Annotated in this window: 27 protein-coding genes and 3 tRNA genes; 23 read left to right on the forward strand and 7 right to left on the reverse strand. The window is 67.1% G+C overall.

The genetic code is table 11. From position 1 onward, the window contains the following. Nucleotides 1–20: 20 nt before the first annotated feature. The 4 genes from KO490_RS05585 to KO490_RS05600 all read left to right on the forward strand — a co-directional run bounded on the left by KO490_RS05585 (nt 21) and on the right by KO490_RS05600 (nt 3,979). Nucleotides 21–677, forward strand: a complete 657-nt coding sequence (locus KO490_RS05585) for a uroporphyrinogen-III synthase (RefSeq protein ID WP_252727020.1) — start codon at nt 21–23, stop codon at nt 675–677. A gap of 94 nt (nt 678–771) precedes the next feature. Then, the gene (locus KO490_RS16630; RefSeq protein ID WP_216018401.1) at nt 772–2,079 is read left to right on the forward strand and encodes a COG4223 family protein; all 1,308 of its coding nucleotides are present in this window, start codon (nt 772–774) and stop codon (nt 2,077–2,079) included. Between the two features lie 10 nt (nt 2,080–2,089). Continuing rightward, nucleotides 2,090–3,808, forward strand: a complete 1,719-nt coding sequence (locus tag KO490_RS05595; RefSeq protein ID WP_216018402.1) for a heme biosynthesis protein HemY — start codon at nt 2,090–2,092, stop codon at nt 3,806–3,808. A gap of 95 nt (nt 3,809–3,903) precedes the next feature. After that, nucleotides 3,904–3,979, forward strand: a tRNA-Thr gene (locus tag KO490_RS05600). A gap of 41 nt (nt 3,980–4,020) precedes the next feature. On the opposite strand, the gene KO490_RS05605 is transcribed toward KO490_RS05600, so the two are convergent. The 3 genes from KO490_RS05605 to secG all read right to left on the reverse strand — a co-directional run bounded on the left by KO490_RS05605 (nt 4,021) and on the right by secG (nt 6,902). Then, on the reverse strand, nt 4,021–4,536 hold the full coding sequence (locus KO490_RS05605) for an MrcB family domain-containing protein (RefSeq protein WP_216018403.1): 516 nt from the start codon (nt 4,534–4,536) through the stop codon (nt 4,021–4,023). A 74-nt stretch (nt 4,537–4,610) separates the two neighbouring features. Further along, nucleotides 4,611–6,254 carry a CTP synthase gene (locus tag KO490_RS05610; protein ID WP_216018404.1) on the reverse strand — a complete coding sequence of 548 codons (1,644 nt, stop codon included), beginning with the start codon at nt 6,252–6,254 and terminating at the stop codon, nt 4,611–4,613. A gap of 153 nt (nt 6,255–6,407) precedes the next feature. Further along, on the reverse strand, nt 6,408–6,902 hold the full coding sequence (secG, locus tag KO490_RS05615) for a preprotein translocase subunit SecG (RefSeq protein WP_216018405.1): 495 nt from the start codon (nt 6,900–6,902) through the stop codon (nt 6,408–6,410). Nucleotides 6,903–6,974: 72 nt separating this feature from the next. Here secG and KO490_RS05620 point away from each other — a divergent pair, with 72 nt between their 5' ends. The 5 genes from KO490_RS05620 to KO490_RS05640 are packed head-to-tail and all read left to right on the forward strand — an operon-like array spanning nt 6,975 to nt 11,113. Further along, nucleotides 6,975–8,405: a cobyric acid synthase gene (locus tag KO490_RS05620; RefSeq protein WP_216018406.1), complete on the forward strand. Its 1,431-nt coding sequence runs from the start codon at nt 6,975–6,977 to the stop codon at nt 8,403–8,405. Between the two features lie 46 nt (nt 8,406–8,451). Further along, a complete protein-coding gene (gene ispH, locus KO490_RS05625) occupies nt 8,452–9,408 on the forward strand; it encodes a 4-hydroxy-3-methylbut-2-enyl diphosphate reductase (RefSeq protein ID WP_216018407.1) in 957 nt (318 codons plus the stop codon). Nucleotides 9,409–9,418: 10 nt separating this feature from the next. Then, nucleotides 9,419–10,024 (forward strand): glutathione S-transferase family protein, encoded by a 606-nt coding sequence (locus tag KO490_RS05630; protein ID WP_216018408.1) that lies wholly within the window; start codon nt 9,419–9,421, stop codon nt 10,022–10,024. Then, nucleotides 10,017–10,466 (forward strand): ribonuclease HI, encoded by a 450-nt coding sequence (gene rnhA, locus KO490_RS05635; protein ID WP_216018409.1) that lies wholly within the window; start codon nt 10,017–10,019, stop codon nt 10,464–10,466. Before KO490_RS05630 ends, rnhA begins: the two co-directional genes overlap by 8 nt. Next, a complete protein-coding gene (locus KO490_RS05640) occupies nt 10,463–11,113 on the forward strand; it encodes a trimeric intracellular cation channel family protein (protein WP_216018410.1) in 651 nt (216 codons plus the stop codon). The genes rnhA and KO490_RS05640 overlap by 4 nt, the downstream gene beginning before the upstream one ends. Here KO490_RS05640 and KO490_RS05645 read toward each other — a convergent pair. Beyond that, entirely contained in the window at nt 11,110–11,520 is a 411-nt protein-coding gene (locus tag KO490_RS05645) for a group III truncated hemoglobin (RefSeq protein WP_216018411.1), read from the reverse strand. The genes KO490_RS05640 and KO490_RS05645 overlap by 4 nt on opposite strands. A gap of 116 nt (nt 11,521–11,636) precedes the next feature. Here KO490_RS05645 and queF point away from each other — a divergent pair, with 116 nt between their 5' ends. Further along, nucleotides 11,637–12,098, forward strand: coding sequence for a preQ(1) synthase (queF, locus tag KO490_RS05650; protein WP_022705706.1), 462 nt, complete (start codon nt 11,637–11,639; stop codon nt 12,096–12,098). Here the strand turns inward: queF and KO490_RS05655 are convergent. After that, nucleotides 12,095–12,925 (reverse strand): DUF6635 family protein, encoded by an 831-nt coding sequence (locus KO490_RS05655; RefSeq protein WP_216018412.1) that lies wholly within the window; start codon nt 12,923–12,925, stop codon nt 12,095–12,097. The genes queF and KO490_RS05655 overlap by 4 nt on opposite strands. A 191-nt stretch (nt 12,926–13,116) precedes the next feature. Between KO490_RS05655 and ileS the strand changes: the two genes are divergently transcribed. From ileS to mgrA, 3 genes are read left to right on the forward strand one after another with little or no spacing between them, the layout of a single operon-like run. Beyond that, nucleotides 13,117–16,029, forward strand: a complete 2,913-nt coding sequence (gene ileS / locus KO490_RS05660) for an isoleucine--tRNA ligase (RefSeq protein ID WP_216018413.1) — start codon at nt 13,117–13,119, stop codon at nt 16,027–16,029. Then, a complete protein-coding gene (locus KO490_RS05665) occupies nt 16,026–16,289 on the forward strand; it encodes a DUF3253 domain-containing protein (protein WP_216018414.1) in 264 nt (87 codons plus the stop codon). Before ileS ends, KO490_RS05665 begins: the two co-directional genes overlap by 4 nt. Beyond that, nucleotides 16,282–17,316, forward strand: coding sequence for an L-glyceraldehyde 3-phosphate reductase (gene mgrA / locus KO490_RS05670; RefSeq protein ID WP_216018415.1), 1,035 nt, complete (start codon nt 16,282–16,284; stop codon nt 17,314–17,316). Before KO490_RS05665 ends, mgrA begins: the two co-directional genes overlap by 8 nt. A gap of 4 nt (nt 17,317–17,320) precedes the next feature. Here mgrA and KO490_RS05675 read toward each other — a convergent pair whose 3' ends face one another. Beyond that, a complete protein-coding gene (locus KO490_RS05675; RefSeq protein WP_216018416.1) occupies nt 17,321–18,325 on the reverse strand; it encodes a hypothetical protein in 1,005 nt (334 codons plus the stop codon). 132 nt (nt 18,326–18,457) lie between these two features. Further along, nucleotides 18,458–18,541, reverse strand: a tRNA-Tyr gene (locus KO490_RS05680). A gap of 122 nt (nt 18,542–18,663) precedes the next feature. Here KO490_RS05680 and rlmB point away from each other — a divergent pair. The 10 genes from rlmB (at nt 18,664) to rplL (ending at nt 24,188) form a co-directional block, all read left to right on the forward strand. Continuing rightward, nucleotides 18,664–19,467: a 23S rRNA (guanosine(2251)-2'-O)-methyltransferase RlmB gene (rlmB, locus tag KO490_RS05685; protein WP_216018417.1), complete on the forward strand. Its 804-nt coding sequence runs from the start codon at nt 18,664–18,666 to the stop codon at nt 19,465–19,467. A gap of 96 nt (nt 19,468–19,563) precedes the next feature. Next, on the forward strand, nt 19,564–19,968 hold the full coding sequence (locus tag KO490_RS05690) for a YHS domain-containing (seleno)protein (protein WP_216018418.1): 405 nt from the start codon (nt 19,564–19,566) through the stop codon (nt 19,966–19,968). Nucleotides 19,969–20,169: 201 nt separating this feature from the next. Beyond that, nucleotides 20,170–20,604, forward strand: a complete 435-nt coding sequence (locus KO490_RS05695; protein ID WP_216018419.1) for a CoA-binding protein — start codon at nt 20,170–20,172, stop codon at nt 20,602–20,604. 57 nt (nt 20,605–20,661) lie between these two features. Further along, a tRNA-Trp gene (locus tag KO490_RS05700) sits at nt 20,662–20,737 on the forward strand. Between the two features lie 108 nt (nt 20,738–20,845). Beyond that, a complete protein-coding gene (secE, locus tag KO490_RS05705) occupies nt 20,846–21,040 on the forward strand; it encodes a preprotein translocase subunit SecE (RefSeq protein ID WP_216018420.1) in 195 nt (64 codons plus the stop codon). A gap of 173 nt (nt 21,041–21,213) precedes the next feature. Then, on the forward strand, nt 21,214–21,750 hold the full coding sequence (nusG, locus tag KO490_RS05710; RefSeq protein ID WP_216018421.1) for a transcription termination/antitermination protein NusG: 537 nt from the start codon (nt 21,214–21,216) through the stop codon (nt 21,748–21,750). Between the two features lie 87 nt (nt 21,751–21,837). After that, a complete protein-coding gene (rplK, locus tag KO490_RS05715; RefSeq protein WP_216018422.1) occupies nt 21,838–22,290 on the forward strand; it encodes a 50S ribosomal protein L11 in 453 nt (150 codons plus the stop codon). A 3-nt stretch (nt 22,291–22,293) separates the two neighbouring features. Then, entirely contained in the window at nt 22,294–22,986 is a 693-nt protein-coding gene (rplA, locus tag KO490_RS05720) for a 50S ribosomal protein L1 (RefSeq protein ID WP_216018423.1), read from the forward strand. 246 nt (nt 22,987–23,232) lie between these two features. Continuing rightward, nucleotides 23,233–23,748: a 50S ribosomal protein L10 gene (gene rplJ, locus KO490_RS05725; protein ID WP_216018424.1), complete on the forward strand. Its 516-nt coding sequence runs from the start codon at nt 23,233–23,235 to the stop codon at nt 23,746–23,748. Nucleotides 23,749–23,813: 65 nt separating this feature from the next. Next, complete coding sequence (gene rplL, locus KO490_RS05730) at nt 23,814–24,188, forward strand: 50S ribosomal protein L7/L12 (RefSeq protein WP_216018425.1); 375 nt, start codon at nt 23,814–23,816, stop codon at nt 24,186–24,188. The last annotated feature ends 68 nt before the right edge of the window (nt 24,189–24,256 follow it).

Raw genomic sequence — 24,256 nt, forward strand, 5'->3', positions numbered from 1 at the left:
ACCGGTGCGAAAGGATGCCAATGCCGACCCCGACCCTGCTTCTGACCCGCCCCGAGGCGGATGCGCGGCGGTTCCTGGCATCGATGGGGGACTGGCCTGCCGTGATCTCTCCTGTGATGCGGATCGAGCCGGTGGACCATGACGCCGCGCGGCTGCACGATGCGCCGGGGCTGGTCTTCACCTCGGGCCATGCGGTGGCGGCGGCCGGTCCGGGCCGGGGCAGGCCCGCGATCTGCGTGGGCGGCCGCACGGCCGAGGTCGCGCGGGCGGCGGGGTTCGACGTGACCGAGGGCGAAGGCCGGGCCGAGAGCCTGATGCCGCTGATCCGGGCGGCGGATGTGGCGCTGATCCACCCCCATGGGCGCCATGTCGCGCGCAGGCTGCCCGTGCCGGGGGTTGTCGTCTACGATCAGGTGGCGCAACCTCTGAACGATGCGGCGCATGCGCTGCTGGCGGGGGATGGGGCGGTGATCCTGCCGGTCTTCTCCCCCCGGTCGGCGGATCTGTTGTCGCAGGCGGTGGCGGGGGCGCGCGCGCCGCTCTGGGTGATCGCCCTCAGCGATGCGGTGCAGAATGCCTTTCGGGCAAGGGCCGCGCGGGTCGAAACGGCCTGCCATCCGACGGGCCAAGCGATGCGGCGGGCGATCCTGCGGATGGCCGGCACGGAACAAAGCTGAAAGCCGCGGGTTGAGCGAAGGCTTTTCGCTCATTAGGCTGCGGCAGACGCGCGACAGCGGCCATCAGCGCATGGCATGAAGACGGGGACAGCACGTGACAAAGCCGACAGACAAGAATGCGGACAAGAACGAAACTACCGGGAGCGAAGCCTCGGGGCTGTCCGAAAACAGCAAGGGCCGCAAGGCGGCAGCCGCCCCGGGGGTGATCGCCTCGACCGATATCGGGCAGGGGAAACCCGCGCAGGCGGGCCAGCCGGGTGAATTGCGCCCCATCGAATCGGAACTGCTGGGCGATGGCACGGATGGCCGTCCGGCAGCGGCGAAGAAGGCCGAAACCGACGGCCAAGCACCGAATGAACCGGCGCCGAAGCCCGCGGACAAGACGCGCGCACCCGCCCAGCCGAAGCAGCCCGAGCCCGCATCGAAACCCGCCGCCGCGCCTGTGAACGCGCCCGTGAAGAAGACCGGCTTCTGGCCCGTTGTCCTGGGTGGCGTCGTCGCCGCGGGCCTTGGCGCCGGCGCCACGATCTGGGCGCTGCCGCATCTGCCGCAGGGCTGGCTGCCGCCGCAGGCCCCCGCCCAGCCCGCGCCGCCCCCCGATCAGCAGCCCGTGATCGATGCCGCCGTCGCCGCCGCGCGCGAGGCCGTGGCGAACCAGCCCGGCGCCCCCGCCGCCCTGCCCGACGATCTGGCCGCGCGCCTCGATGCACTGGAACAGGCACCCGACATCCGCGCCGAACTCGAGGCGCTGCGCAAGCAGCTCGAGGAACAGCAGGCGCAGATCGCGGATCTGCCCGCCGCCGCCGATGCGGGCGAAGCCACCGACCGGATCGAGGCCGCCGCGGCCGAGGCCGAGGCCCGTCTTCAGGCCGCCCGCGAAGAGGCCGAGGCACTGCAGCAGGCCGCCGCCGAAACCACCCGCCGGGCCGAGGCCGTGGCCGCGATCGCATCGCTCCAAGCCGCGCTGGACCGCGGCGTATCGGCCGACGAGGCGAAATCCACGCTGGAAGGCGCGGGCATCGACGCCCCCGAGGCGCTTCAGCAGGACGTCCCCAGCCTTGGCGAATTGCAGGATGCCTTCCCCGAAGCCGCGCGCGCCGCATTGCGCGCCGATCTGTCCAGCAGCAGCGCCAGCGGCGAGGGCAATCTTCTGACGAACTTCCTGCGCGCCCAGACCGGAGCGCGTTCGGTCGCGCCGCGTGACGGCGACGATACCGACGCGATCCTGTCGCGGGCCGAGAATACGCTGAACGGCGGCGATGTCGCGGCCACGGTCGGCGAACTGGACGCCCTGCCGCAGCCCGCTGCCGACGCATCGGCCATGGCCGATTGGCTGGCCCGCGCGAAAACCTATTCCGAGGCGCAGTCGGCCCTGTCCGATCTGTCCTCGACCCAAGATTGAGGGCCGCCCGATGCTGTTGTCTCTGCTGAAGATCATCGCCTTTTTCGCCATCGTCCTGGCCATCGCCCTGGGGGCGCAGCACCTGTCCGAAACGGGCCAGATGCTGCAGATCCGCTATGGCGGGACCGAGATCGCGCTGACCCCTGTCAAGGCCGTCGCGGCCCTGCTGGTCCTGATGGTCCTGGCCTGGCTGATCTTCAAGATCCTCGGGCTGATCGTGGCGGTCCTGCGTTTCCTCATGGGCGACGAAACTGCCGTGAACCGCTATTTCTCGCGTGCCCGCGAACGCAAGGGCTATGCCGCCTTCGCCGAAGGCATGCTGGCCGTCGCCTCGGGCGAGGGGAAGCTGGCGCAGGACAAGGCTGCCCGTGCGGGCCGCTTCCTGAACCAGCCGCATCTGACGAACCTGCTGGCGGCCCAGGCCGCCGAGACGGCGGGCGATTCGAAGCAGGCGGTGGGGATCTATCGCCAGCTGCTGGAGGATGACCGCACCCGTTTCGTGGGCATCCGCGGCCTCATGCGCCAGAAGCTGGCCGAAGGCGATACGCACAAGGCGCTGCTGCTGGCCCAGAAGGCCTATGCGCTGAAGCCCCGCCACGCCGAGGTTCAGGACACGCTGCTGGATCTGCAGACGCGCGAACACGATTGGAAGGGCGCGCGCAAGACCCTGAAGGACAAGCGCAACCAGGGCCAGCTGCCCAAGGCCGTGGCGCTGCGGCGCGATGCCGTTCTGGCGCTGAAGGAGGCCAGCGACGTTCTGGCCGAGGGTCAGTCCGCCAGCGCCCGCGAAGCCGCGATCTCGGCTGCTACGGCATCGCCCGACCTGATCCCGGCCGCCGTGCTGGCCGCACGCAGCTATATCGAGCAGAAGGATTACCGGAACGCCTCGCGCATTCTGGAGAAGACCTGGTCGGTGCGACCGCATCCCGACGTGGCCGCAGCCTATGCCGAGATCGTCCCGGACGAGAAATCCTCGGCCCGTCTGCGCCGCTTCGAACGCCTGATCGCCAAGAACCCGCAGCACGAGGAATCGCGCCTGCTGAAGGCCGAACTGATGCTGGCGGCCGAGAACTTTCCCGGTGCGCGGCGCGCCCTGGGCGATCTGGCCGAGACGCATCCGACCGTCCGTACCCTGTCGATCATGGCGGCGACCGAACGTGGGTCGGGGGCCGACGATGCCGTCGTGCGCGGCTGGCTGACCAAGGCGCTGACCGCGTCGCGGGGTCCGCAATGGGTCTGCGACAAATGCCACAACGTGATGCCGGAATGGTCGCCCGTCTGCGACAGCTGCGGCGGTTTCGACACGCTGACCTGGCGCGAACCCGATGCGGCCCGCCAGACGGCGACCGCCTCGGCCACGGGGGCCGAGATGCTGCCCCTGCTGGTCGGCAGCCCGCGCAAGGACGACCTGGCCGACGCGCCGGATCTGTCCGAGCCGGTGCAGCCGCACCCGCCCGGCCCGGCGGAACCCGAAGGTCAGGCACCGCGCGCCGAAACCGTGACCCCCAATGTCGCCCCCGGCATGGTTCCGCGCGAAAGCGATTACGAGGTTCAGGGACCCTCGGCCACGGTGACCGACCCCGAGCCCGTGCCCGAAGCCCGGCCGACGGACGAACCCGAACCCGTCCAGCCCGAGACCCCGGCGGTCGAGACGCCCGAGCGGGACATGGTCCGCCCCGATGTCCAACCCGCCGACGAGGCCGATTGGTCCGAACCGCGCAAGCGCTGAGATTTCGGCCTAAAATGACGAGGGGGCGCGAAAAAATGCGCGTCCCCTCTTTTCCCCGGCGGTGAAGGGTGCTAATTCGCGCGGCACGATCTGATGCCGGTGTAGCTCAGCTGGTAGAGCACGTCATTCGTAATGATGGGGTCGGGGGTTCGAGTCCCTTCACCGGCACCAGATCGCGGAACAGGCCGTCCCTCGGGGCGGCCTTTCGCGTTTCAGAACGCGCCCTTGTCCACCAATCGAAGATATCGCGCGGCAAGGTCGCGGAAGGCCACGGACAGGGTTCCGTCGCAGATCCGCTCTGCCGGCCATGCCGCCTGCAGGATCGTGCCCGCCTGGTATCCGCGGGGCAGGGGGGCGGTGGCCCCCAGATCGGACGGTCCGGGCCTCAGGCCGGGGATCGGCCCCGCCACTTCGCGCAAGTTCTGCGCCCGCGCCGACAGCGCCTGCAACCCGCCCTGCAACCCATGCCGGTCCAGCATGTCCTCGGCCCCGTGCTGCAGGGCCAGGACGACCTGGGCACGGGCCGAGACGATGAATATCGCGACATAGACGCCGCGCCTCATGCTGCGGGTGATGCGGGGATCGAAGCAGGCCAGCCAAGGCACCGCGGCCCAGCCACGCGCACCGGTGCTGGCGCGGCAGGTCAGGGGCGATTCGGGGGGCAGGGAGGCCTGTGCGGCCAGCGGCAGATCGCGGCGGAACCGCGCGGCGTAGGGGCTGCCGGGCATGGGGGCGCAGATCGCTGCGGCATGGTGGGTCGCGGCCCAGTGAAGGGCCGCGTCTAGATCCCCAGGGGGCCGGTTCAGACCAGCCGCCCTTCCTCCATCGCGGCGCGGATGAAGCCCGCGAACAGCGGCGCCGGATCGAAGGGCTTGGATTTCAGCTCGGGGTGGGCCTGCACGCCGATGAACCACGGGTGGTCGGGGTATTCGATCACCTCGGGCAGCTTGCCATCGGGCGACATCCCCGAGAAGCGCAGGCCCGCCTTTTCCAGCTGCTCGCGATAGGTGGCGTCAACCTCGTAGCGGTGGCGGTGACGATCCTCGATCTCGAGCGCGCCGTCATAGATCTGCGAGATGCGCGAGCCTTCGTTCAGCACGGCGGTATAGGCGCCCAGGCGCATCGTGCCGCCCTTGTCGTCGCCGACCTTGCGCTTGACGGTATAGTTGCCCTGCACCCATTCCTTGAGGTGATAGACGACCGGGGTGAAGCGGGTCTTGCCGGCCTCGTGGTCGAATTCCTCGGAGCCCGCATCGGGCATGTCGGCCAGGTTGCGGGCAGCCTCGATCACGGCCATCTGCATCCCGAGGCAGATCCCCAGATAGGGGACCTTCTTCTCGCGCGCGTATCGTGCGGCGGCGACCATGCCTTCGGTGCCGCGTTCGCCGAAACCGCCCGGCACGATGATGCCGTGATAGCCGTCCAGCAGATGCGCGCCTTCACCCTCCAGCTTCTCGCTGTCGACCCAGTTCGCCTTGACGCGGACCCGGTTCGCCATGCCGCCATGGGTCATCGCCTCGGCGATGGATTTGTAGGCGTCTTCCAGCTGCGTGTACTTGCCCACGACCGCGATGCGAACCTCGCCCTCGGCATGGTCCAGACGGTCCATCACGTCCTCCCAGCGGGTCAGGTCGGGACGGGGCGCGGGGCTGATGGCGAAGCTGTCCAGCACGGCGCGGTCCAGACCTGCGCGGTGATAGGCCAGCGGCGCCTCGTAGATGGTCTTGAGATCGTAGGCCGGAATGACCGCATCGGGGCGCACGTTGCAGAACAGCGCGATCTTGGCGCGTTCCTTTTCCGGGATCGGCTGTTCGGACCGGCAGACCAGCACGTCGGGCGCAAGGCCGATGGACTGCAGTTCCTTGACGCTGTGCTGCGTGGGCTTGGTCTTCAGTTCGCCCGATGCCGCCAGATAGGGCAGCAGCGTCAGGTGCATCAGGATGCACTGGCCACGGGGACGCTCGTGGATGAACTGGCGGATCGCCTCGAAGAAGGGCAGGCCCTCGATATCGCCGACCGTGCCGCCGATCTCGCAGAGCATGAAATCGACCTCGTCGTCGCCGATCGACAGGAAGTCCTTGATCTCGTTGGTGACGTGGGGAATGACCTGAATCGTCTTGCCCAGGTATTCGCCCCGGCGTTCCTTTTCCAGCACGTTGGAATAGACCCGACCCGAGCTGATGCTGTCGGTGCGGCGCGCGGCCACGCCGGTGAAGCGTTCGTAATGCCCGAGGTCCAGATCGGTCTCGGCGCCGTCATCGGTGACGAACACTTCGCCATGCTCGAAGGGCGACATCGTTCCCGGATCGACGTTCAGATAGGGGTCGAGCTTGCGCAGACGGACGGTAAAGCCGCGGGCCTGCAACAGCGCGCCCAACGCCGCCGAGGCCAGGCCCTTGCCCAGGCTCGAAACCACGCCGCCGGTGATGAAGATGTATCGCGCCATTAAGGCCCCCGTGATGTGCAATTCGCTCAGGAAGCGGGCCGCCAAAAGGACAAGACCACGGGATTCGGACAATAGTCGATTCGCCCCGTGGCCGCAACGGACCGCAAGTTCATGTGGGGCGGATCGGACCCGCCCCAAGCTGTGGTGATCGTCTTAGTTTGCCGGTTCCTCGGCGGGCTGGGTCGTCTCGGCCGCGGGCGGGGTCACCGGCTCTGCGGGGGTCGCCGCCTCGGGTGCCTCGGTCGCAGGTGCTGCCGCCTCGGGTGCTGCTGCCTCGGGCGCATCGGGCGCGGGCGGGGTCAGCGGGTTGCCGCCGGTCGTGGGCGGGGGCGTATAGGTCGGTGCCGCGGGCATCCCGTCCGTCGCGGGCTGGCTGTCGGATGCGCCGAACTGGTCCATGATCGACCCGTTCGAGGCGTCGCGTGCCGCAAGGATGGTCAGCGCGATCGAGGTCGCGAACAGCGCGATCCCGAAGATCCAGGTCAGCCGGGTCATCGCGCTGGCCGCCTGACGGCCGCTCATGACGCCGCCACCGGCGCCGCCGCCGCCGCCCATGCCAAGCCCGCCCCCTTCGGAACGTTGCAGCAGCACGACCCCTGCCAGAAGCACGGCGAGGATCAGATGGACGGTCAGAATGACGTTTTCCACGGCTTTCGGCCTTTCATTTGCGGACGCGCCTATCTAGTCACCCTGACAGGTGATGGCAAGCAAGAGTAACCCATGCGCGCGCTGATGATTCAGGGGACGGGTTCCAATGTCGGAAAATCGCTTCTGGTGGCGGGGCTTTGCCGCGCCGCGCGCAATCGCGGCCTGTCGGTCGCGCCCTTCAAGCCGCAGAACATGTCGAACAACGCCGCCGTCACCCCCGAGGGTGCCGAGATCGGGCGCGCGCAGGCCCTGCAGGCGCGGGCCTGCGGGATCGCCCCTCATGCCGACATGAACCCGGTCCTGTTGAAGCCCGAAACCGAGACCGGCGCGCAGGTCGTCGTCCAGGGGCGCGCCATGATGCGGGCCGAGGCGGGCGGATACGCCGCGCTGAAGCCGCGCCTGATGGTGGCCGTCCAGGACAGCTTCGCCCGTCTGCGCGCGGCCCACGACCTGGTGATCGTCGAGGGTGCGGGCAGCCCGGCCGAGGTGAACCTGCGCCCGCGCGACATCGCCAATATGGGCTTTGCCCGCGCGGCGGGGGTTCCCGTGGTGCTGGCGGGCGATATCGACCGGGGCGGCGTCATCGCGCAGATCGTGGGCACCCAGGCCGTCATCGACCCCGAGGACGCGGCCATGGTCGCGGGCTTCATGGTCAACAAGTTCCGCGGCGATGTGCGGCTGTTCGACGACGGCTATCGCCTGATCGAGGAACGCACCGGCTGGCGCGGCTTCGGCGTGCTGCCCTGGTTCGCCGATGCCCATCGTCTGCCCGCCGAGGACGCGGTGGATCTGCGCCATGGCCGGGGCGAGGGGCTGCATGTCGTCTGCCTGACCCTGTCGCGCATTGCCAATTTCGACGATCTGGACCCGCTTGCCGCCGAACCCGGCGTTCGGCTGACGATGCTGGGGCCGGGGCAGGCGATTCCCGGCGATACGGATCTGGTCATCCTGCCGGGGTCCAAATCCACCATCGGCGATCTGGCGTTCCTGCGCGCGCAGGGCTGGGACATCGACATCGCCGCCCATCGCCGTCGCGGCGGGCATGTGCTGGGCATCTGCGGCGGATACCAGATGCTGGGGCAGTCGATCGCCGATCCGCAGGGTTCGGACGGACGGCCGGGGCAGGTGCCGGGGCTGGGCCTGCTGCAGGTCGCGACGGTGATGTCCCCCGACAAGCGCGTGACGCCCGCATCGGGGCGGGCCCTGGGGCAGGACATCACCGGATACGAGATACATATGGGCCGCAGCACGGGACCGGACTGCGCGCGACCCTTTGCCCATCTGCCCGAACCCGACGGGGCGATCAGCGCCGATGGCCGGGTCATGGGCAGCTATCTGCACGGGCTGTTTTCCGATGACGGCTTCCGCGCGGCCTTTCTGGCGCGGCTGGGGGCGCCTTCGCAGCCGGGATACGAGGCGGGCGTCGATGCCGCGCTGGACGATCTGGCCGCGCATATGGAGCGTCATCTGGACGTGACGGGCCTTTTGTCGCTGGCGCGCTAGGCGCGGCATCTGGACGAAAGGCGCGGCAATCGCTACCTCAGGGGGTATGGAACATGCCAAGCCCCCATTGACCCTGTACCTGGCCGCCCCGCGCGGCTTCTGCGCGGGTGTCGACCGCGCGATCAAGATCGTCGAGATGGCGCTCCGCAAATGGGGCGCCCCGGTCTATGTCCGCCACGAGATCGTGCACAACAAGTTCGTCGTGGACAGCCTGCGCGACCAGGGCGCGATCTTCGTCGAGGAACTGGACGATTGTCCGACCGACCGTCCGGTCATCTTCTCGGCCCATGGCGTGCCCAAGGCCGTCCCCGCCGAGGCCGAGCGCCGCGAGATGGTCTATGTCGATGCGACATGTCCGCTGGTCAGCAAGGTCCATATCGAGGCCGAGCGTCACCACGCCAACGGCCTGCAGATGGTGATGATCGGCCATGTGGGCCACCCCGAGGTCATCGGCACGATGGGCCAGCTGCCCGAGGGCGAGGTGATCCTGGTCGAGACGGTCGAGGATGTGGCGACCATCGCGCCGCGCGATCCGGACGCGCTGGCCTTCATCACCCAGACCACGCTGTCGGTCGATGACACCGCCGAGATCGTCGAGGCGCTGAAGGTGCGGTTTCCGGCCATCGTGGGTCCGGGCAAGGAAGACATCTGCTATGCCACGACCAACCGTCAGGCGGCGGTCAAGGCGGTCGCGCCCCATATCGACGCGCTGCTGGTGATCGGCGCGCCGAATTCCAGCAACTCCAAGCGGCTGGTCGAGGTGGGCAGCGCATCGGGCTGCGCCTACAGCCAGCTGGTGATGCGCGCCGCCGATATCGACTGGCGCGCGCTGGACGGCATCCGCAGCGTCGGCGTCACCGCAGGTGCCAGCGCCCCCGAGGTCCTGGTGAACGAGGTCGTGGACGCCTTCCGCGACCGCTACGAGGTCGTGGTCGAGCTGGTCGAGACGGCGCAGGAACGGGTCGAGTTCAAGGTTCCGCGCGTCCTGCGCGAAGCGGTCTGAGGGGGTCGCCATGCGGCTCTATTCCATGCCCAGCTCGGGCAACAGCTACAAGGTGCGGCTGCTGCTGGCGCTGACGGGCCGCGCCTGCGAAATCGTCGATGTCGAGGACGGGTCCGAGGCGCTGATCGAGGCCAAGACCGCCGGCGCGCTGCCCTTCGGCAAGGCACCGGTGCTGCATCTGGAGGACGGTCGCACCCTGCCCGAATCGAACGCGATCCTGTGCTGGCTGGGCGAGGGCACGCGCTTCTGGCCCGGCGACGCCTTCGACCGCGCGACGATGATGTCCTGGATGTTCTGGGAACAGAACCAGCATGAAGGCGTGATCGCCGTTCGCGCGGCGCTGCGCTGCTATCCCTCGCGCGCCAGCCTTGCCACGCCCGACCGGATGGAGGACCTGCTGATCCGGGGCCATGCGCTGCTGTCGGTGATGGAGCGGCGGCTGGAGGTCGCGGACTGGCTGGCGGGCGAGGCCGCGACGCTGGCGGATGTCGCGCTCTATGCCTATACGCATACCGCCGGCAGCCGTGGCGGGTTCGAGATGGACCGCTTCCCTGCCGTGAACGCATGGCTGGCGCGTGTCGCGGGCCTGCCGAACCACGTGGGACTTGATGACTGAACTTCACGCATGGACCGACGGGGCCTGCAGCGGCAATCCCGGCCCCGGTGGCTGGGGCGTCCTGATGCGCGCCATGGATGGCGAGGCGATCCTGAAGGAACGCGAATTGCAGGGCGGCGAGGCGCAGACCACTAACAACCGGATGGAGCTGATGGCCGCCATCAGTGCGCTGGAAACCCTCACGCGTCCCAGCACCATCACGATCACCACCGACAGCGCCTATGTGAAGAACGGCGTGACCCAGTGGATCCACGGCTGGAAGCGGAACGGCTGGAAGACCGCCTCGCGCCAGCCGGTCAAGAATGTCGAATTGTGGCAGCGGCTGGATGCGGCGCAGAAGACCCATCAGGTCGAATGGCGCTGGATCAAGGGCCATGCCGGCCATGCCGAGAATGAACGCGCGGACGAACTGGCGCGCGCGGGCATGGCCCCCTTCAAATGAGCATCGCCGAGGGGTTGCCCACGATCCTGTGGGCGCTCGATTACCTGTCCGTGCTGGTCTTTGCGCTGACCGGGGCGCTGGTGGCCAGTCGCGGTCAGCTGGACCCGGTGGGCTTCGTCTTCATGGCCGCGATGACGGCGGTGGGCGGCGGGACGCTGCGCGACCTGCTGCTGGACCGCCCGCAGGTCTTCTGGATCGCGCGCCCGTCGCTGATCCTGGTGGCCGCGACCGCGGCGATGGTGGTCTTCTGGACCGCCCACCGCTTCGAGAGCCGGTATCGGCTGCTTCTGTGGCTGGACGCGCTGGCGCTGGCCATCGCCGTGCCCGCAGGGGTCGGCATCGCGGTCGAGGGGGGCTTCAGCCCCGTCATCGTCGTCATCATGGGTGTCGTCACGGGCACCTTCGGCGGGCTGATCCGCGATGTCGTCGGCAACGAGGTTCCGCTGATCCTGAAGCAGGGCGAACTGTATCTGACCGCGGCCTTCGGGGGGGCGCTGATCGCGGTGTTGGCCATGTGGCCGGGCCTCGGCCGGTCCGAGGCGCTGTTCCTGTGCGGGCTGGTGACCTTCGGGTTGCGCGGGGGCAGCATCCTGTGGGGGTGGGCGCTGCCCGTCTATAAGCCTCGTCCGCCCCGCACGCGCGGTTAACGCAACACGGGCGGCCCGCCGCGGCCCGCATCCATGTTCTGCACCCCCGCCCGCAGGCCCTGTCCGATCCGGTGCGCCATCTGCGACCAGGCGCGGGCGGTCCAGGGGGGCAGGGTCTTCTCCAGCGCCTGATCGAACAGCTTCAACCAGATGTCGAAATGCTCGGGGCGGACATTGCCCGCCGATTGATGCGCCCGCATCGGGCTGCCGTTATAGCCCGCGCGGTGCAGGATCGCGCCGCGCCAGAAGGCCGCGATCCGGGCCTCGTGGGCGGGCCAGTCGCCGATATGTTCTGCGAAGACGGGCGCCAGCACCGGATGGCGGCGCACGGCGGCATAGAAGGCTGCGACCACGCGGGCGATTTCGGGTTCGGTGACGTCGAAGCGTGCAGGGGCGATGCTGTCCATGCCGCAGCATCTGGCGGCTGGGGGCGCGTTTCGCAAGGGGTTTGATCCGCCGCACGGGCGGTGCTATGGCGCAATCCTTCCGGTCGCAGCCCACCCGGTCAAAACAGGAGCATCCGATGACCCATTACACCGACGCGCTGACCCAGCTTGGCGCGGACACCCCCCTGCCGCAATCCCCCGAAGAGGCCGTGCTGGAACGCGTGCCGAACCCGCAGGCGGGCACGGGATATGTCGTGCGCTTCACCCAGCCCGAATTCACCAGCCTATGCCCGCTGACGGGACAGCCCGATTTCGCGCATCTGGTGATCGACTATGTCCCCGGCGACTGGCTGGTCGAATCGAAATCGCTCAAGCTGTTCCTCGGCAGTTTCCGCAACCACGGTGCCTTCCACGAGGATTGCACCATCGGTATCGCCAAGCGGATCGTGGACCTGCTGGATCCGCAATGGCTGCGCATCGGCGGATACTGGTATCCGCGCGGCGGGATGCCCATCGACGTGTTCTGGCAGACGGGTGCGGCACCCGAGGGCGTGTGGATCCCCGAACAGGGCGTGCCGGGATATCGCGGGCGGGGCTAACCCCGCAGCGACCGCCACAGGATCGAGGCGAGATCGGCGATGTCGCCCCCGCGGGCCAGGAACTGTTCGGGTTCCGGCCCGCCATCGGCCATCGCGTCCAGCCGGTCCATCATCCGCATCAGGCGGCGGCGATGGATGCCGGTCCACAGCTGCACCGGGTCCGCGATCAGCCCCGCGAAGGTCGTGACCAGCGACCCGATCAGCGCCAGCGCCACGCCCGTCCCCAGCACATAGAGCGGCGACAGCTCCACCGGGAACGCCCAGTACCACGCCCGCCCAAGCGTGTCGCCAAGCGCGAAGTCCCTGACCGCCGCGCCATGCGCCCGCATCTGCGCCATCGGCCCGGCAAGCGAGATCAGCCCCGGCGTCGCGCGGTTGAACAGCGCCAGCCCCAGCAGCAGCACGAACAGCGATGTCGTGATCTCGGCCACGGCATTTCGGGTCTCGGCATGGGCGCGGATGGCGGCCCTGCGGCGTTCGGGCGATGCGGCGGGGGCCAGGCCGTCCGCGTCCAGATCGTCCATCAGCGCCTGCAGGTCCTGTTCGATCCGGGCGGCGATATCGGACCGCAGAAAGATCCGCCGCGCGGCCAGCCACCCGCCCGCACGCGCCGCGCCCAGCCGGCGCAGGATCGCCGCCAGCAGCTGCACGATCAGCGCGACGGGCGCCAGCGCGACGTTCAGCGGCGCGCGCAGCAGATCCGCCCCGAGCGCGTGGCGATGCAGCGCCAGCGTGCCCCGGATGCCGTATCTGCGGGCGGCGAAACGCGCGATGCGGGCACCCCTGCGGGACCGGACCGTCGAGAGGGGGGCTGGTGCGTCATCCATCGGCGCGAAGGTTACACGGCCCGCGCCGTTCCGCCAAGGTTTGGGCGCTTGCAGCCCCATCGCGCGCTTCCTATAGATGGCGCATGAGATTTTTGGCGTTCGGCATTCGAATTAGCTGCCCGGTGGCGTGACCTTCGCGCTGCCGGGTTTTCTGCTGCCTGCCTGCGAACGACCGACAAAGGACCGCCCCGATGAGCGACGCGACCCCCGACTACCGCGACACCGTCTTCCTGCCCCAGACCGACTTTCCGATGCGCGCGGGCCTTCCCGCCCGAGAGCCCGAGTGGCTGGCCCGTTGGGAACGCATCGGCATCTACGACCGCCTGCGCGAACGCGCGGCCGCGGCCGATGGCGCGCGCGCGCCCTTCATCCTGCATGACGGCCCCCCCTATGCGAACGGGCATCTGCATATCGGTCACGCGCTGAACAAGACCATCAAGGACATCATCGTGCGCAGCCACCAGATGATGGGCCGCGATGCGCGCTATGTTCCGGGCTGGGACTGCCACGGCCTGCCGATCGAATGGAAGATCGAGGAGAAGTACCGCGCCGAGGGCCGCGACAAGGACGCCGTGGACGTGGTCGAGTTCCGCCGCGAATGCCGCCGCTTTGCCGACGAATGGATCGACATCCAGCGCGAGGAGTTCAAGCGCCTGGGCATCACCGGCGCATGGGACCGTCCCTATGTCACGATGGATTACCACGCCGAGGCCGTGATCGCGGCCGAGTTCATGAAGCTTCTGATGAACGGCAGCCTCTATCAGGGCAGCAAGCCGGTCATGTGGTCGCCCGTGGAAAAGACCGCCCTGGCCGAGGCCGAGGTCGAATACAAGGACCACACCAGCCACACGATCTGGGTGCGCTTCGCCGTCACGAACGGGCAGGGGCGGCTGGCCGATGCCAAGGTCGTGATCTGGACGACCACGCCCTGGACGATCCCGCAGAACCGCGCGGTTGCGTTCAATCCCGACATCTCCTACGGGCTGTATCGCGTGGGCGAGGTGGCCGAGAAGGCCACCGCGCAACCGGGCGAGCTGCTGGTTCTGGCCGACGCGCTGGCCGAGGGCGTCATGGCATCGGCCAAGGTCGAGAGCCACGAGCGTCTGGGCGATGTCGCCGCAGCCGACCTTCAGGGGCTAACCCTTGCCCATCCGCTTCGCGGGGTCGAGGGATCGGAGGGCGAATGGGACTTCGACGTGCCACTGCTGCCGGGCGATCACGTGACCGACGATGCGGGCACGGGCTTCGTGCATACCGCACCCAGCCACGGCGATGACGACTATCAGCTGGGGCTGCGCTTCAAGCTGCCGATGACCTACAACGTCGAACCGGACGGCAGCTATCGCACCGACCTGCCGCTGTTCGGCGGGCAGGCAATCATCGATGGCGAAGGCAAGGATGGACCCGCCAATGTCAGCGTGATCAAGCAGCTGGCATGGGCCGGCGCGCTGCTGGCCAAGGGCAAGGTCAAGCACAGCTATCCGCACAGCTGGCGGTCCAAGGCGCCGCTGATCTATCGCAACACCGCGCAGTGGTTCGCGGCGGTGGACAAGCCGCTGGAAGACGGCATGGGCGAACATGGCGACACGATCCGCACGCGGGCGCTGAACAGCATCGACAAGCTGGTCAAGTGGTGGCCGCAATCGGGCCGCAACCGCATCCATTCCATGGTCGAGAACCGTCCCGACTGGGTGCTGTCGCGCCAGCGCGCCTGGGGCGTGCCGCTGACCTGCTTCGTGCGTCGCGGCGCCAAGCCGACCGATGCCGATTTCCTGCTGCGCGACGCGCGGCTGAACGACCGCATCACCGCCGCATTCGAGAAGGACGGCGCCGATATCTGGTATCGCGACGGCTTCAAGGAACAGATGCTGGAGGGCATCGCCGATCCCGACGCCTATGACCAGGTGATGGACGTTCTGGACGTTTGGTTCGACAGCGGCTCGACCCATGCCTTCGTGCTGCGCGACCGTGCCGACGGCACGCCCGACGGCATCGCGGACCTGTACCTGGAAGGCACCGACCAGCATCGCGGCTGGTTCCAGTCGTCCCTGCTGCAGGCATCGGCGACCAAGGGGCGCGCGCCCTATCGCAACGTGGTGACGCATGGCTTCACGCTGGACGAGAAGGGCATGAAGATGTCCAAATCGCTCGGCAATACCATCGTGCCCGCCAAGGTGATCGAGCAATACGGCGCCGACATCCTGCGCCTGTGGGTGGCCCAGGCCGATTACAGTGCCGACCAGCGCATCGGCCCCGAGATCCTGAAGGGCACGGCCGACAGCTATCGTCGTCTGCGCAACACGCTGCGCTTCCTTCTGGGCGCGCTGGACGGGTTCTCGGACGCCGAGAAGCTGGAGCCTGCGCAGATGCCCGAGCTGGAGCAGTGGGTCCTGCACCGCTTGGCGCAGCTGGATCACCAGGTCCGCCGCGGCTATGACGGGTTCGATTTCCAGGGCGTGTTCCAGACGCTGTTCCAGTTCTGCACCGTGGATCTGTCGGCCTTCTATTTCGATGTCCGCAAGGACGCGCTGTATTGCGATGCGCCGGACAGCCTGCGCCGCCGCGCGGTGCGCACGGTCCTGGACATCCTGTTCCACCGCCTGGTGACCTGGCTGGCCCCGATCCTGCCCTTCACGATGGAGGATGTCTGGCTGTCGCGCTTCCCGTCCGAGGATGACAGCGTCCATCTGCACGATTTCGCGCAGACCCCCGCCGATTGGCTGAACGAGCCGCTGGCCGCGAAATGGGACCATGTCCGCCGCGCCCGCCGCGTCGTCACCGCCGCGCTGGAGGTGAAGCGGACCGACAAGACCATCGGTGCCAGCCTCGAGGCCGCGCCGGTCGTCCATGTCGAGGATGCCGACATGCTGGCCGCGTTGAAATCGGTGGCCTTCGCGGATCTGTGCATCACCTCGGACCTGCAGCTGACGGCGGACCCGGTTCCGTCGGATGCCTTCCGCATGGCCGAGGCGCCGGGCCTGGGCGTGGTCTTCGAAAAGGCCGACGGGCAGAAATGCCAGCGCTGCTGGAAGATCCTGCCCGATGTCGGCACCCATTCGCATCCGGGCGTCTGCGCCCGCTGCGACGAGGTGCTGTCGGCATGACCGATCCGTCCGACCTGCGCGGGGCCATCCTTGCGCGGGTCGGGCATTTGCGACCGGGCACGACATGCTGTCCCAGCCAGGTCGCAAGGGACATCGCCCGCGACTGGCGTCCATTGATGGCGCCGCTGCGGGCCGAAGCGTTCAGCCTTGCGGCGGAGGGCCGCATCGCCGTCACGCAGAAGGGCCGGCCGGTTCGCGGCCCCGATATCCGCGGTCCCATCCGGCTGGGCCCGCCTTTGGGGGAGGAAACCCATGTATAAGCCTGCAGACGACCGCTATGCGAAAATGCGCTACAACCGGGTCGGGCGTTCGGGGCTGAAGCTGCCCGCGATCAGCCTGGGCCTGTGGCACAATTTCGGCCATGACACGCCCCACCAGACCAAGCGCGACATCTGCCGCCAGGCATTCGATCTGGGCATCACCCATTTCGATCTGGCCAACAATTACGGCCCCCCCGCAGGCAGCGCCGAAGAGGCCTTCGGCGAGCTGATGCGCACCGATTTCGCCCATCTGCGCGATGAGATCATCGTCAGCAGCAAGGCCGGTTACCACATGTGGAACGGCCCCTATGGCGAATGGGGCAGCCGCAAGTACCTGATCGCCAGCTGCGACCAGTCGTTGAAGCGGATGGGCCTCGACTATGTCGACATCTTCTACAGCCACCGCTTCGACCCCGACACGCCCCTGGAAGAGACGATGGGCGCGCTGGATCACATCGTGCGTTCGGGCCGCGCGCTCTATGCCGGGATCAGCAGCTACAACAGTCAGCGCACCGCCGAGGCCGTGGCCATCCTGCGCGATCTGGGCACGCCCTGCATCATCCATCAGCCCAGCTACAACATGCTGAACCGTTGGGTGGAAAACGACGGGCTGCTGGACGTGCTGGGCGATCTGGGCGTGGGCAGCATCGTCTTCACGCCCCTGGCGCAGGGGATGCTGACCAAGAAATACCTGGGCGGGATCCCCAAGGACAGCCGCGCGGCGCAGGGCAAGTCCCTGAACGAGGATTGGCTGACGCAGGACATGATCGAGCGGCTGAACAAGCTGAACGACATGGCCGAAGGGCGCGGTCAGTCGCTGGCGCAGATGGCGATCGCCTGGACGCTGCGCGGCGGCCGGGTGACCAGTGCGCTGATCGGCGCGTCGCGGCCCGAACAGGTGGTCGATTGCGCAGGCGCGCTGGACAATACCGAGTTCACGGATGCCGAACTGGCGCAGATCGACGAGCTGACCGCATCGGGCGACGTGAACATCTGGGCGCGTTCGTCGGAAGGCGCGGGCGAGTGAGACCCTAGACGAGCCACCATCCGTTCCTGCGGATCTGGTTGCGGATGGCGCGCTCGGGGCGCGGAACCTCGTCGCCGGCGAAGATGGGCTGCACCTTGGTGCGGCCCTTCTGCTGATAGATCAGCTTGCGGGCGGGTTCCCACTCCTTCAGCACGCGCTTGATTTCCCTGGGCGCCACGGCGGCCTCGCAGGTGGCGATCGCGTGTTCGTCATGCCGGGCATAGAGCAGTGGCAGCTTGCGGTAATGGCAGCTCGTATGGCCATCCAGACCAGCCAGCGCCTTGCCCGGACGGCCCCCGCCCAAGCTGTGGATCACCACCGGCAGCACCGCCTGGTCCAGCCAAGGGTCCATGACCTGGCAGGCCAGTTCCTCATGCGGCTCGTCGCGCAGGGCCAGTGCCCATCCGAGGTATCGCCGCCCGAATTCAGCAGGATCGCCGCCGAAGAACCAGCCCGCGTTGAAGTAGAGGAACCGTTCCCAATGTTCCTTTGGATGCGACGGGTCGACAGAGCTGTCGAACTCGACCCCGAATCGGTCATAGATCGACCGCCAGATCCCCTCGTATCCCGGACCATAAAGCGGCGGCGCGGGCCAGGTATTGGTCCGCATCATCGACGCTGCGGGCCTCGTGAAGTCGAAGCGCAGCCTGTCCAGTGGCCCCGTGATCAGCGTGTCGGTATCGAAGAAGATGAAGGGCTCGTTCGCGGGCAGCAGCGTCAGCGCCTCGATCTTGTTGCCTTGCGGGTAGGACGCGCCGAAATGTTCGGCGGTGAAGGGCAGGATCTCGGCACCCAGGTCGCTCAGCAGACCGCGCACGGATTGGGATATGGCGGTCTGGCGGCCCTGCCATGCGCCTTGGGGCAGGGGCTCGGCGATGATGACGCGCCCGGTCCAATCGGGGGACGCATGGCGCAGGCTGGCCATGAAGATCAGCGCCTCGTATTCCAACCGGCCCGACTGGGCGACGATCAGGATGTTCGGCCTTGCTCTGCCCTTGGAATGTGCCATGCCACCAGCCACCGGTCAAATCGGGGCCAAGCTAGCGGCGCACACGTTCAGGTGGAACCCCGGAACGGCGCGAATCGCAAAAGCGGATCGGCCCCGGATCGCGGGTCATGCGGCTGTTGGATATGGGGGAAGTGGTGGGCGACCCTGGAATCGAACCAGGCGTGGGTCTCCCCGGCGGAGTTACAGTCCGCTGCCGCACCTTGCAGCTCGTCGCCCGCCGTCGCTTTCGGCGTGGGGCGGTGATTAGCTGCCCTTTTCAAGGGCGTCAAGCGCATTTCCGGGTCTTGCGCGAAAGCTTCGTTGGCAGCACAGAGAATGACAACGAAAGGAGGCCCGGTATGGCCGCAGATAACCCCAAGGGGAAGAAACCCACCTGGGTGATCGACAAGGAACGCGCCCGCCGTGCGGCGGCTGCGGAGACCGTCTGGCTGTTCGGGCTGCATGCGGTGCGCGACGCACTGGCCAACCCCGCCCGCGAGAAACAGCGCCTGGTCGTGACCCGCAATGCGCTGGCCCGCCTGGGCGACCTGCACGGGATCGAGCCGGAGATCACCGATCCGCGCGTCTTCGACAAATCGGTCCCGCTGGCCGGCGAGAGCGTCCACCAGGGTGCCGCGCTGGAGGTGAAGCCGCTGAAATGGGGCAGCCTGTCCGAAGTCGCCCTGCGCGAGGCCCCCGGCGAGGGGCGTCCGCTGCTGGTCGCGCTGGACCGTGTGACCGACCCGCACAATATCGGCGCCATCCTGCGTTCGGCCGAGGTGTTCGGCGCCCGCGCCGTCATCGCGCCCGCCCGCCATTCGGCCCCCGAAACCGGCGCGCTGGCCAAGACCGCTTCGGGGGCGCTGGAACGCCAGCCCTATCTGCGCGTGCCGAACCTGGCCGAGGCGCTGAACCAGCTGAAGCTGATGGGCTTCATCCTGATCGGGCTGGACGGCACCGGCGAGACCGAGCTGCCCGACGTGCTGGAAAAGCTGCCGGGCCGGGCGATCTGCCTGGTCATGGGGGCCGAAGGTCCGGGCATGCGGGAGCTGACGATGAAGACCTGCGATCATGTCGCACGGATCCCCTTTGCGGCCGATTTCGGGTCGTTGAACGTCTCGAACGCGGCGGCGGTCGCGCTCTACGCCGCGAATCGTGCGTGAATGTCACATGGCTGCGACCCGAATGTCACAGCCATTGAGAATCGCGGCGCTTGGGCCCCATACAGAAGGCTGACCGCAGCAACCTTCGATTCGCCCATGCGCCGCATCTTCTGCCAGATGATCCTGCCCTGCCTGATCGCCCTGCCTGCCCAGGCGCAGGATTGGGCGCTTGGCGGCTTCGACCCGGTCGGCTTTGCGCAGGTCGGGCACCCGGTGGCCGGACGCAGCGACATCGCGACCCAGTGGCGCGGCCAGCTGTGGCATTTCGCATCCGAGGCGAATCGCGACAGCTTCGAGGCGAACCCCCGGTCCTTCCTGCCGCAGATGGACGGGTATTGCCCGGTCTCGATCGCCGAGGGGCATCCGGTGAAGGGCGATCCGCGCAATGCGATCATGCTGGACGGGCAGCTCTATCTGACACGTTCGCCCAGTGCGCTGCGCCGCCTGCGCCAGAATCCGGACGCGGTGCTGGGACGCGCAGGGCGCAATCGCCACCGCTGAGACCCCCGAATCACGAAAGCGCGATCTGGCTGGAACTTTTCTGGGGTGATGCCCATTTGTCATACCGAACATGACCCCGGAACGGTCATGTTCGGATCACTGTCCCTCGTTCCGCGACTTGCGCCCGGCCACCAGGTGGACCGGGCGCCTTTTCTATGAGAAGGTCTTCGGACCCGAAGGCAGCCATGAGGGGAGGCACGGATGCAGGTCGGAACTCAGGAAGATTTGGAAATCGAACGCATTGCGCGCAACACGCGCACCATTGCCGTGGTGGGTCTGTCGCCCAAGGCGGATCGCCCGTCATGGGGCGTCGCACGTTACCTTCAGTCGCAGGGATACCGGATCGTGCCGGTCAATCCGGGGCATGCCGGTCAGGAAATTCTGGGCGAGCGGGTCTATGGCGATCTGGGCGACATTCCGGCGGATCTGCAGATCGACATGGTGGACATCTTCCGCCGCGCCGATGCGGTCCCGGCCATCGTCGACGAGGCATTGGCCGAACTGCCGGGGCTGTCCACGATCTGGATGCAGCTGGGCATCGCCCATCCGGATGCGGCGACCAAGGCACGCAGGGCAGGGGTCACCGTGATCGAGGATCGCTGCCCCAAGATCGAATTTCCGCGTCATCTTCGCTGACGGGTCCGGATACCTGCTTGACGCCGTCGCGCACGGCGATTAGTCAGGCCCGACCTCAGGGGTATAGCTCAGTTGGTAGAGCATCGGTCTCCAAAACCGAGGGTCGTGGGTTCGAGTCCCCCTGCCCCTGCCAGGTCCTTTCGAACATCCGCAGCCGGTCGTCCGACGCCGGTCACCGCGATCTTGAAACGGTCGCGACTTGCGGATAGATCGGGCCGGTAATTCCGAAGGAGGCTGAGACGTGGCCAATCCCGTGCAGTTCATCAACCAGGTCCGTGCCGAGGCGGGCAAGATCACCTGGCCCACGCGCCGCGAGGTGATCACGACCACCATCATGGTCCTGATCTTCGCGTCGATCACCAGCTTGTTCTTCTTCCTTGTCGATCTGGTCGTCCGCACCGGTCTGACGGAAGGTCTGCGCCTCATCAGCGGCTGATGGGGCTTGCATTTGCCGGCGCGGGGCGGTAAACGCCGCGAACTGTCCGGCATACGGCGTGCATCGAATTCGCATGCGCGCCGGTTTTTACTTTGTCGGAAGCGTATGAATTCAAGGGGTTTGGCGCCCGTAAGGCGTGATTCTCCGCGAGATGAGCAGGGGTCGATCGAGACATGGCAAAGCGTTGGTATTCGGTCAGCGTCCTGTCGAACTTCGAGAAGAAGGTCGCCGAGGCGATTCGTCAGGCAGTCGCCGAAAAGGGTCTCGAAGATCAGATCGACGAGGTGCTGGTCCCGACCGAGGAAGTGATCGAGATCCGTCGTGGCAAGAAGGTCACCTCGGAGCGTCGCTTCATGCCGGGCTACGTGCTGGTCCACATGGACATGTCCGACCGCACCTACCACCTGGTCAACTCGACGAACCGCGTCACGGGTTTCCTGGGCGCGCAGGGCAAGCCGATGCCCATGCGCGACGAGGAAGTGAACGCGATGATGAACCGCTCGGAGTCGGGCGAGCAGGCTGCGCCGCGCAACCTGATCCGTTTCGACGTGGGCGAGCAGGTGAACGTGACCGACGGTCCCTTCGAGGGTTTCTCGGGGATGGTCGAAGAGGTCGACGAGGTGTCGTCGCGCATCAAGGTCACGGTTTCGATCTTCGGCCGGCCCACGCCGGTCGAGCTGGAGTTCACGCAGGTTTCCAAGACCGCGTGATTGGTCGCGGGAGGTTTCGACCCACGGGTCGTGCCGAACCGCTAAATCGGCCCGCTTGCCGGGCTTGATGATGAAGGAGTAGGCCAGATGGCCAAGAAAGTCGTCGGGCAGCTGAAGCTGCAGATCAAGGCGGGTCAGGCGAACCCGTCGCCCCCCGTTGGCCCCGCACTGGGTCAGCGCGGCATCAACATCATGGAATTCTGCAAGGCGTTCAACGCCAAGACGCAGGAAATGGAACAGGGCGCCCCCGTTCCGGTCGTGATCACCTATTACGCCGACAAGTCGTTCACTTTCGTGACGAAGACGCCCCCGGCATCCTTCCTGCTGAAGAAGGCCGCTGGCCTGAAGCCGGTCGGCAAGCGCAACCGCGCCAAGGGTTCGGAAAAGCCCGGCCGTGCGAATGCCGGTTCGGTGACCGTCAAGCAGGTCCGCGAGATCGCCGAAGCCAAGATGGCCGACCTGTCGGCCAACGACGTGGAAGCCGCGATGAAGATCATCGTCGGTTCGGCACGTTCGATCGGCCTCGAGGTGAAAGGCTAAGTCATGGCAAAGATTTCCAAGAAAAAAGCCGCCGCTCGCGCCGCCTTCGAAGGCAAGACGAACCTGTCGATCGAGGATGCCGTCAAGCTGGTGAAGTCCTCGGCCTCGGCCAAGTTCGACGAAACCGTCGAGATCGCGATGAACCTGGGCGTTGACCCGCGCCATGCCGACCAGATGGTCCGTGGCGTCGTGACCCTGCCCGCAGGGACCGGCAAGGACGTTCGCGTCGCCGTCTTCGCACGTGGCCCCAAGGCTGACGAAGCCAAGGCAGCCGGTGCGGACATCGTCGGTGCGGAAGACCTGATGGAGACCATCCAGTCGGGCAAGATCGAATTCGATCGCTGCATCGCCACCCCGGACATGATGCCGCTCGTCGGCCGTCTGGGCAAGATCCTGGGCCCGCGCAACCTGATGCCGAACCCCAAGGTCGGCACGGTGACGATGGACGTGAAATCGGCCGTCGAAGCTGCCAAGGGCGGTGAAGTCCAGTTCAAGGCCGAGAAGGCCGGCGTCGTGCATGCAGGCATCGGCAAGGTGTCCTTCGACGAGGACAAACTTGCGCAGAACCTGCGCGCCTTCGTCGACGCGGTGAACAAGGCGAAGCCCACGGGCGCGAAAGGGACCTACCTCAAGAAGGTCTCGATCAGCTCGACCATGGGCCCGGGCGTTTCCGTCGACGTGAACGCCGACGCCTGACCAGTTTCCCGGCAGTGATGCCGGGATGACGGGGCGGCCCAGTGCGGCCCCGTCCTGTCCGAGACGGAGGGTGCCGGGAAACCGGCTTAATTTCCTTCCTGAGATGGGGAAGCATTTTTCCGAAGGTGCCCTTGCGGCCTACTTTCGGGTGATCTTGCCCTGTAACGGACCCGACCCGGTCCCCGCATCCGCGGAAGATCGGGAAAAGTGAGAGCCGGGGGGAAACCCCCAATTTGGAGTGAAACCGTGGATAGAGCACAAAAAGAACAGGTGGTCGACGAACTCGGCCAGATCTTTGAAAGCTCTGGCGTCGTTGTGGTTGCCCACTACGAGGGAATGACGGTTGCACAGATGCAGGACCTCCGCTCGCGCATGCGCGAAGCCGGCGGTTCGGTTCGCGTCGCCAAGAACAGGCTCGCCAAGATCGCCCTGGAAGGTAAGCCTTGCGAGAGCATCGCCGACTACCTGACGGGCATGACCGTGCTCACCTATTCGGAAGATCCCGTGGCAGCCGCCCGGATCGCCGACAAGTACGCCAAGGACAACGAGAAATTCGTGATCCTCGGCGGCGCCATGGGTGACTCGGCGCTTGATCCGGCCGGTGTGAAAGCCGTCGCCTCGATGCCGTCGCGTGAAGAGCTCATCGCTCAGATCGTCTCGTGCATCGGTGCGCCTGGTTCGAACATCGCTGGTGCGATCGGTGCGCCTGCTTCGAACATCGCGGGCATCCTCACGACTCTCGAAGAGCGTGAGGCTGCATAAGCAACCCCATCCCCTCGTGTGGTTGAACACACGTAGTCGGAACCCTACACTGAAAGAACGGAAAAATGGCTGATCTGAAGAAACTCGCCGAAGAAATCGTGGGCCTGACCCTGCTGGAAGCCCAGGAACTGAAGACCATCCTGAAGGATGAGTACGGCATCGAGCCCGCCGCTGGCGGCGCTGTCATGATGGCTGGCCCGGCTGCTGGTGCTGCCGAAGCCGCCGAAGAGAAGACCGAATTCGACGTCGTCCTGACCGACGCCGGCGCGAGCAAGATCAACGTGATCAAGGAAGTTCGCGGCATCACCGGTCTGGGCCTGAAAGAAGCAAAGGACCTGGTCGAAGCCGGTGGCAAGGTCAAGGAAGGTGCTTCCAAGGCTGAAGCCGAAGAGATCAAGAAGAAGCTCGAAGAGGCTGGCGCCAAGGTCGAGCTGAAGTAATCGGCCTTCAGGCTGGTTCGAGACAAGGCAGGGTCCGGGATTTCCCGGTCCCTGCCGAACCTGTCTTG

The organism is Paracoccus sp. C2R09, from assembly GCF_018860625.1.
GTDB lineage: Bacteria > Pseudomonadota > Alphaproteobacteria > Rhodobacterales > Rhodobacteraceae > Paracoccus.

What these genes read in the sequence shown, in the direction of transcription:
- KO490_RS05585 (WP_252727020.1), top strand. Translation starts at nt 21, where the DNA reads ATGCCGACCCCGACCCTGCTTCTGACCCGCCCCGAGGCGGATGCGCGG.
- KO490_RS05595 (WP_216018402.1), top strand. Translation starts at nt 2,090, where the DNA reads ATGCTGTTGTCTCTGCTGAAGATCATCGCCTTTTTCGCCATCGTCCTG.
- KO490_RS05605 (WP_216018403.1), bottom strand. Translation starts at nt 4,536, where the DNA reads ATGCCCGGCAGCCCCTACGCCGCGCGGTTCCGCCGCGATCTGCCGCTG.
- KO490_RS05610 (WP_216018404.1), bottom strand. Translation starts at nt 6,254, where the DNA reads ATGGCGCGATACATCTTCATCACCGGCGGCGTGGTTTCGAGCCTGGGC.
- KO490_RS05620 (WP_216018406.1), top strand. Translation starts at nt 6,975, where the DNA reads ATGCGCGCGCTGATGATTCAGGGGACGGGTTCCAATGTCGGAAAATCG.
- ispH (WP_216018407.1), top strand. Translation starts at nt 8,452, where the DNA reads ATGGAACATGCCAAGCCCCCATTGACCCTGTACCTGGCCGCCCCGCGC.
- KO490_RS05630 (WP_216018408.1), top strand. Translation starts at nt 9,419, where the DNA reads ATGCGGCTCTATTCCATGCCCAGCTCGGGCAACAGCTACAAGGTGCGG.
- rnhA (WP_216018409.1), top strand. Translation starts at nt 10,017, where the DNA reads ATGACTGAACTTCACGCATGGACCGACGGGGCCTGCAGCGGCAATCCC.
- KO490_RS05640 (WP_216018410.1), top strand. Translation starts at nt 10,463, where the DNA reads ATGAGCATCGCCGAGGGGTTGCCCACGATCCTGTGGGCGCTCGATTAC.
- KO490_RS05645 (WP_216018411.1), bottom strand. Translation starts at nt 11,520, where the DNA reads ATGGACAGCATCGCCCCTGCACGCTTCGACGTCACCGAACCCGAAATC.
- queF (WP_022705706.1), top strand. Translation starts at nt 11,637, where the DNA reads ATGACCCATTACACCGACGCGCTGACCCAGCTTGGCGCGGACACCCCC.
- KO490_RS05655 (WP_216018412.1), bottom strand. Translation starts at nt 12,925, where the DNA reads ATGGATGACGCACCAGCCCCCCTCTCGACGGTCCGGTCCCGCAGGGGT.
- ileS (WP_216018413.1), top strand. Translation starts at nt 13,117, where the DNA reads ATGAGCGACGCGACCCCCGACTACCGCGACACCGTCTTCCTGCCCCAG.
- KO490_RS05665 (WP_216018414.1), top strand. Translation starts at nt 16,026, where the DNA reads ATGACCGATCCGTCCGACCTGCGCGGGGCCATCCTTGCGCGGGTCGGG.
- mgrA (WP_216018415.1), top strand. Translation starts at nt 16,282, where the DNA reads ATGTATAAGCCTGCAGACGACCGCTATGCGAAAATGCGCTACAACCGG.
- KO490_RS05675 (WP_216018416.1), bottom strand. Translation starts at nt 18,325, where the DNA reads ATGGCACATTCCAAGGGCAGAGCAAGGCCGAACATCCTGATCGTCGCC.
- rlmB (WP_216018417.1), top strand. Translation starts at nt 18,664, where the DNA reads ATGGCCGCAGATAACCCCAAGGGGAAGAAACCCACCTGGGTGATCGAC.
- KO490_RS05690 (WP_216018418.1), top strand. Translation starts at nt 19,564, where the DNA reads ATGCGCCGCATCTTCTGCCAGATGATCCTGCCCTGCCTGATCGCCCTG.
- KO490_RS05695 (WP_216018419.1), top strand. Translation starts at nt 20,170, where the DNA reads ATGCAGGTCGGAACTCAGGAAGATTTGGAAATCGAACGCATTGCGCGC.
- nusG (WP_216018421.1), top strand. Translation starts at nt 21,214, where the DNA reads ATGGCAAAGCGTTGGTATTCGGTCAGCGTCCTGTCGAACTTCGAGAAG.
- rplK (WP_216018422.1), top strand. Translation starts at nt 21,838, where the DNA reads ATGGCCAAGAAAGTCGTCGGGCAGCTGAAGCTGCAGATCAAGGCGGGT.
- rplA (WP_216018423.1), top strand. Translation starts at nt 22,294, where the DNA reads ATGGCAAAGATTTCCAAGAAAAAAGCCGCCGCTCGCGCCGCCTTCGAA.
- rplL (WP_216018425.1), top strand. Translation starts at nt 23,814, where the DNA reads ATGGCTGATCTGAAGAAACTCGCCGAAGAAATCGTGGGCCTGACCCTG.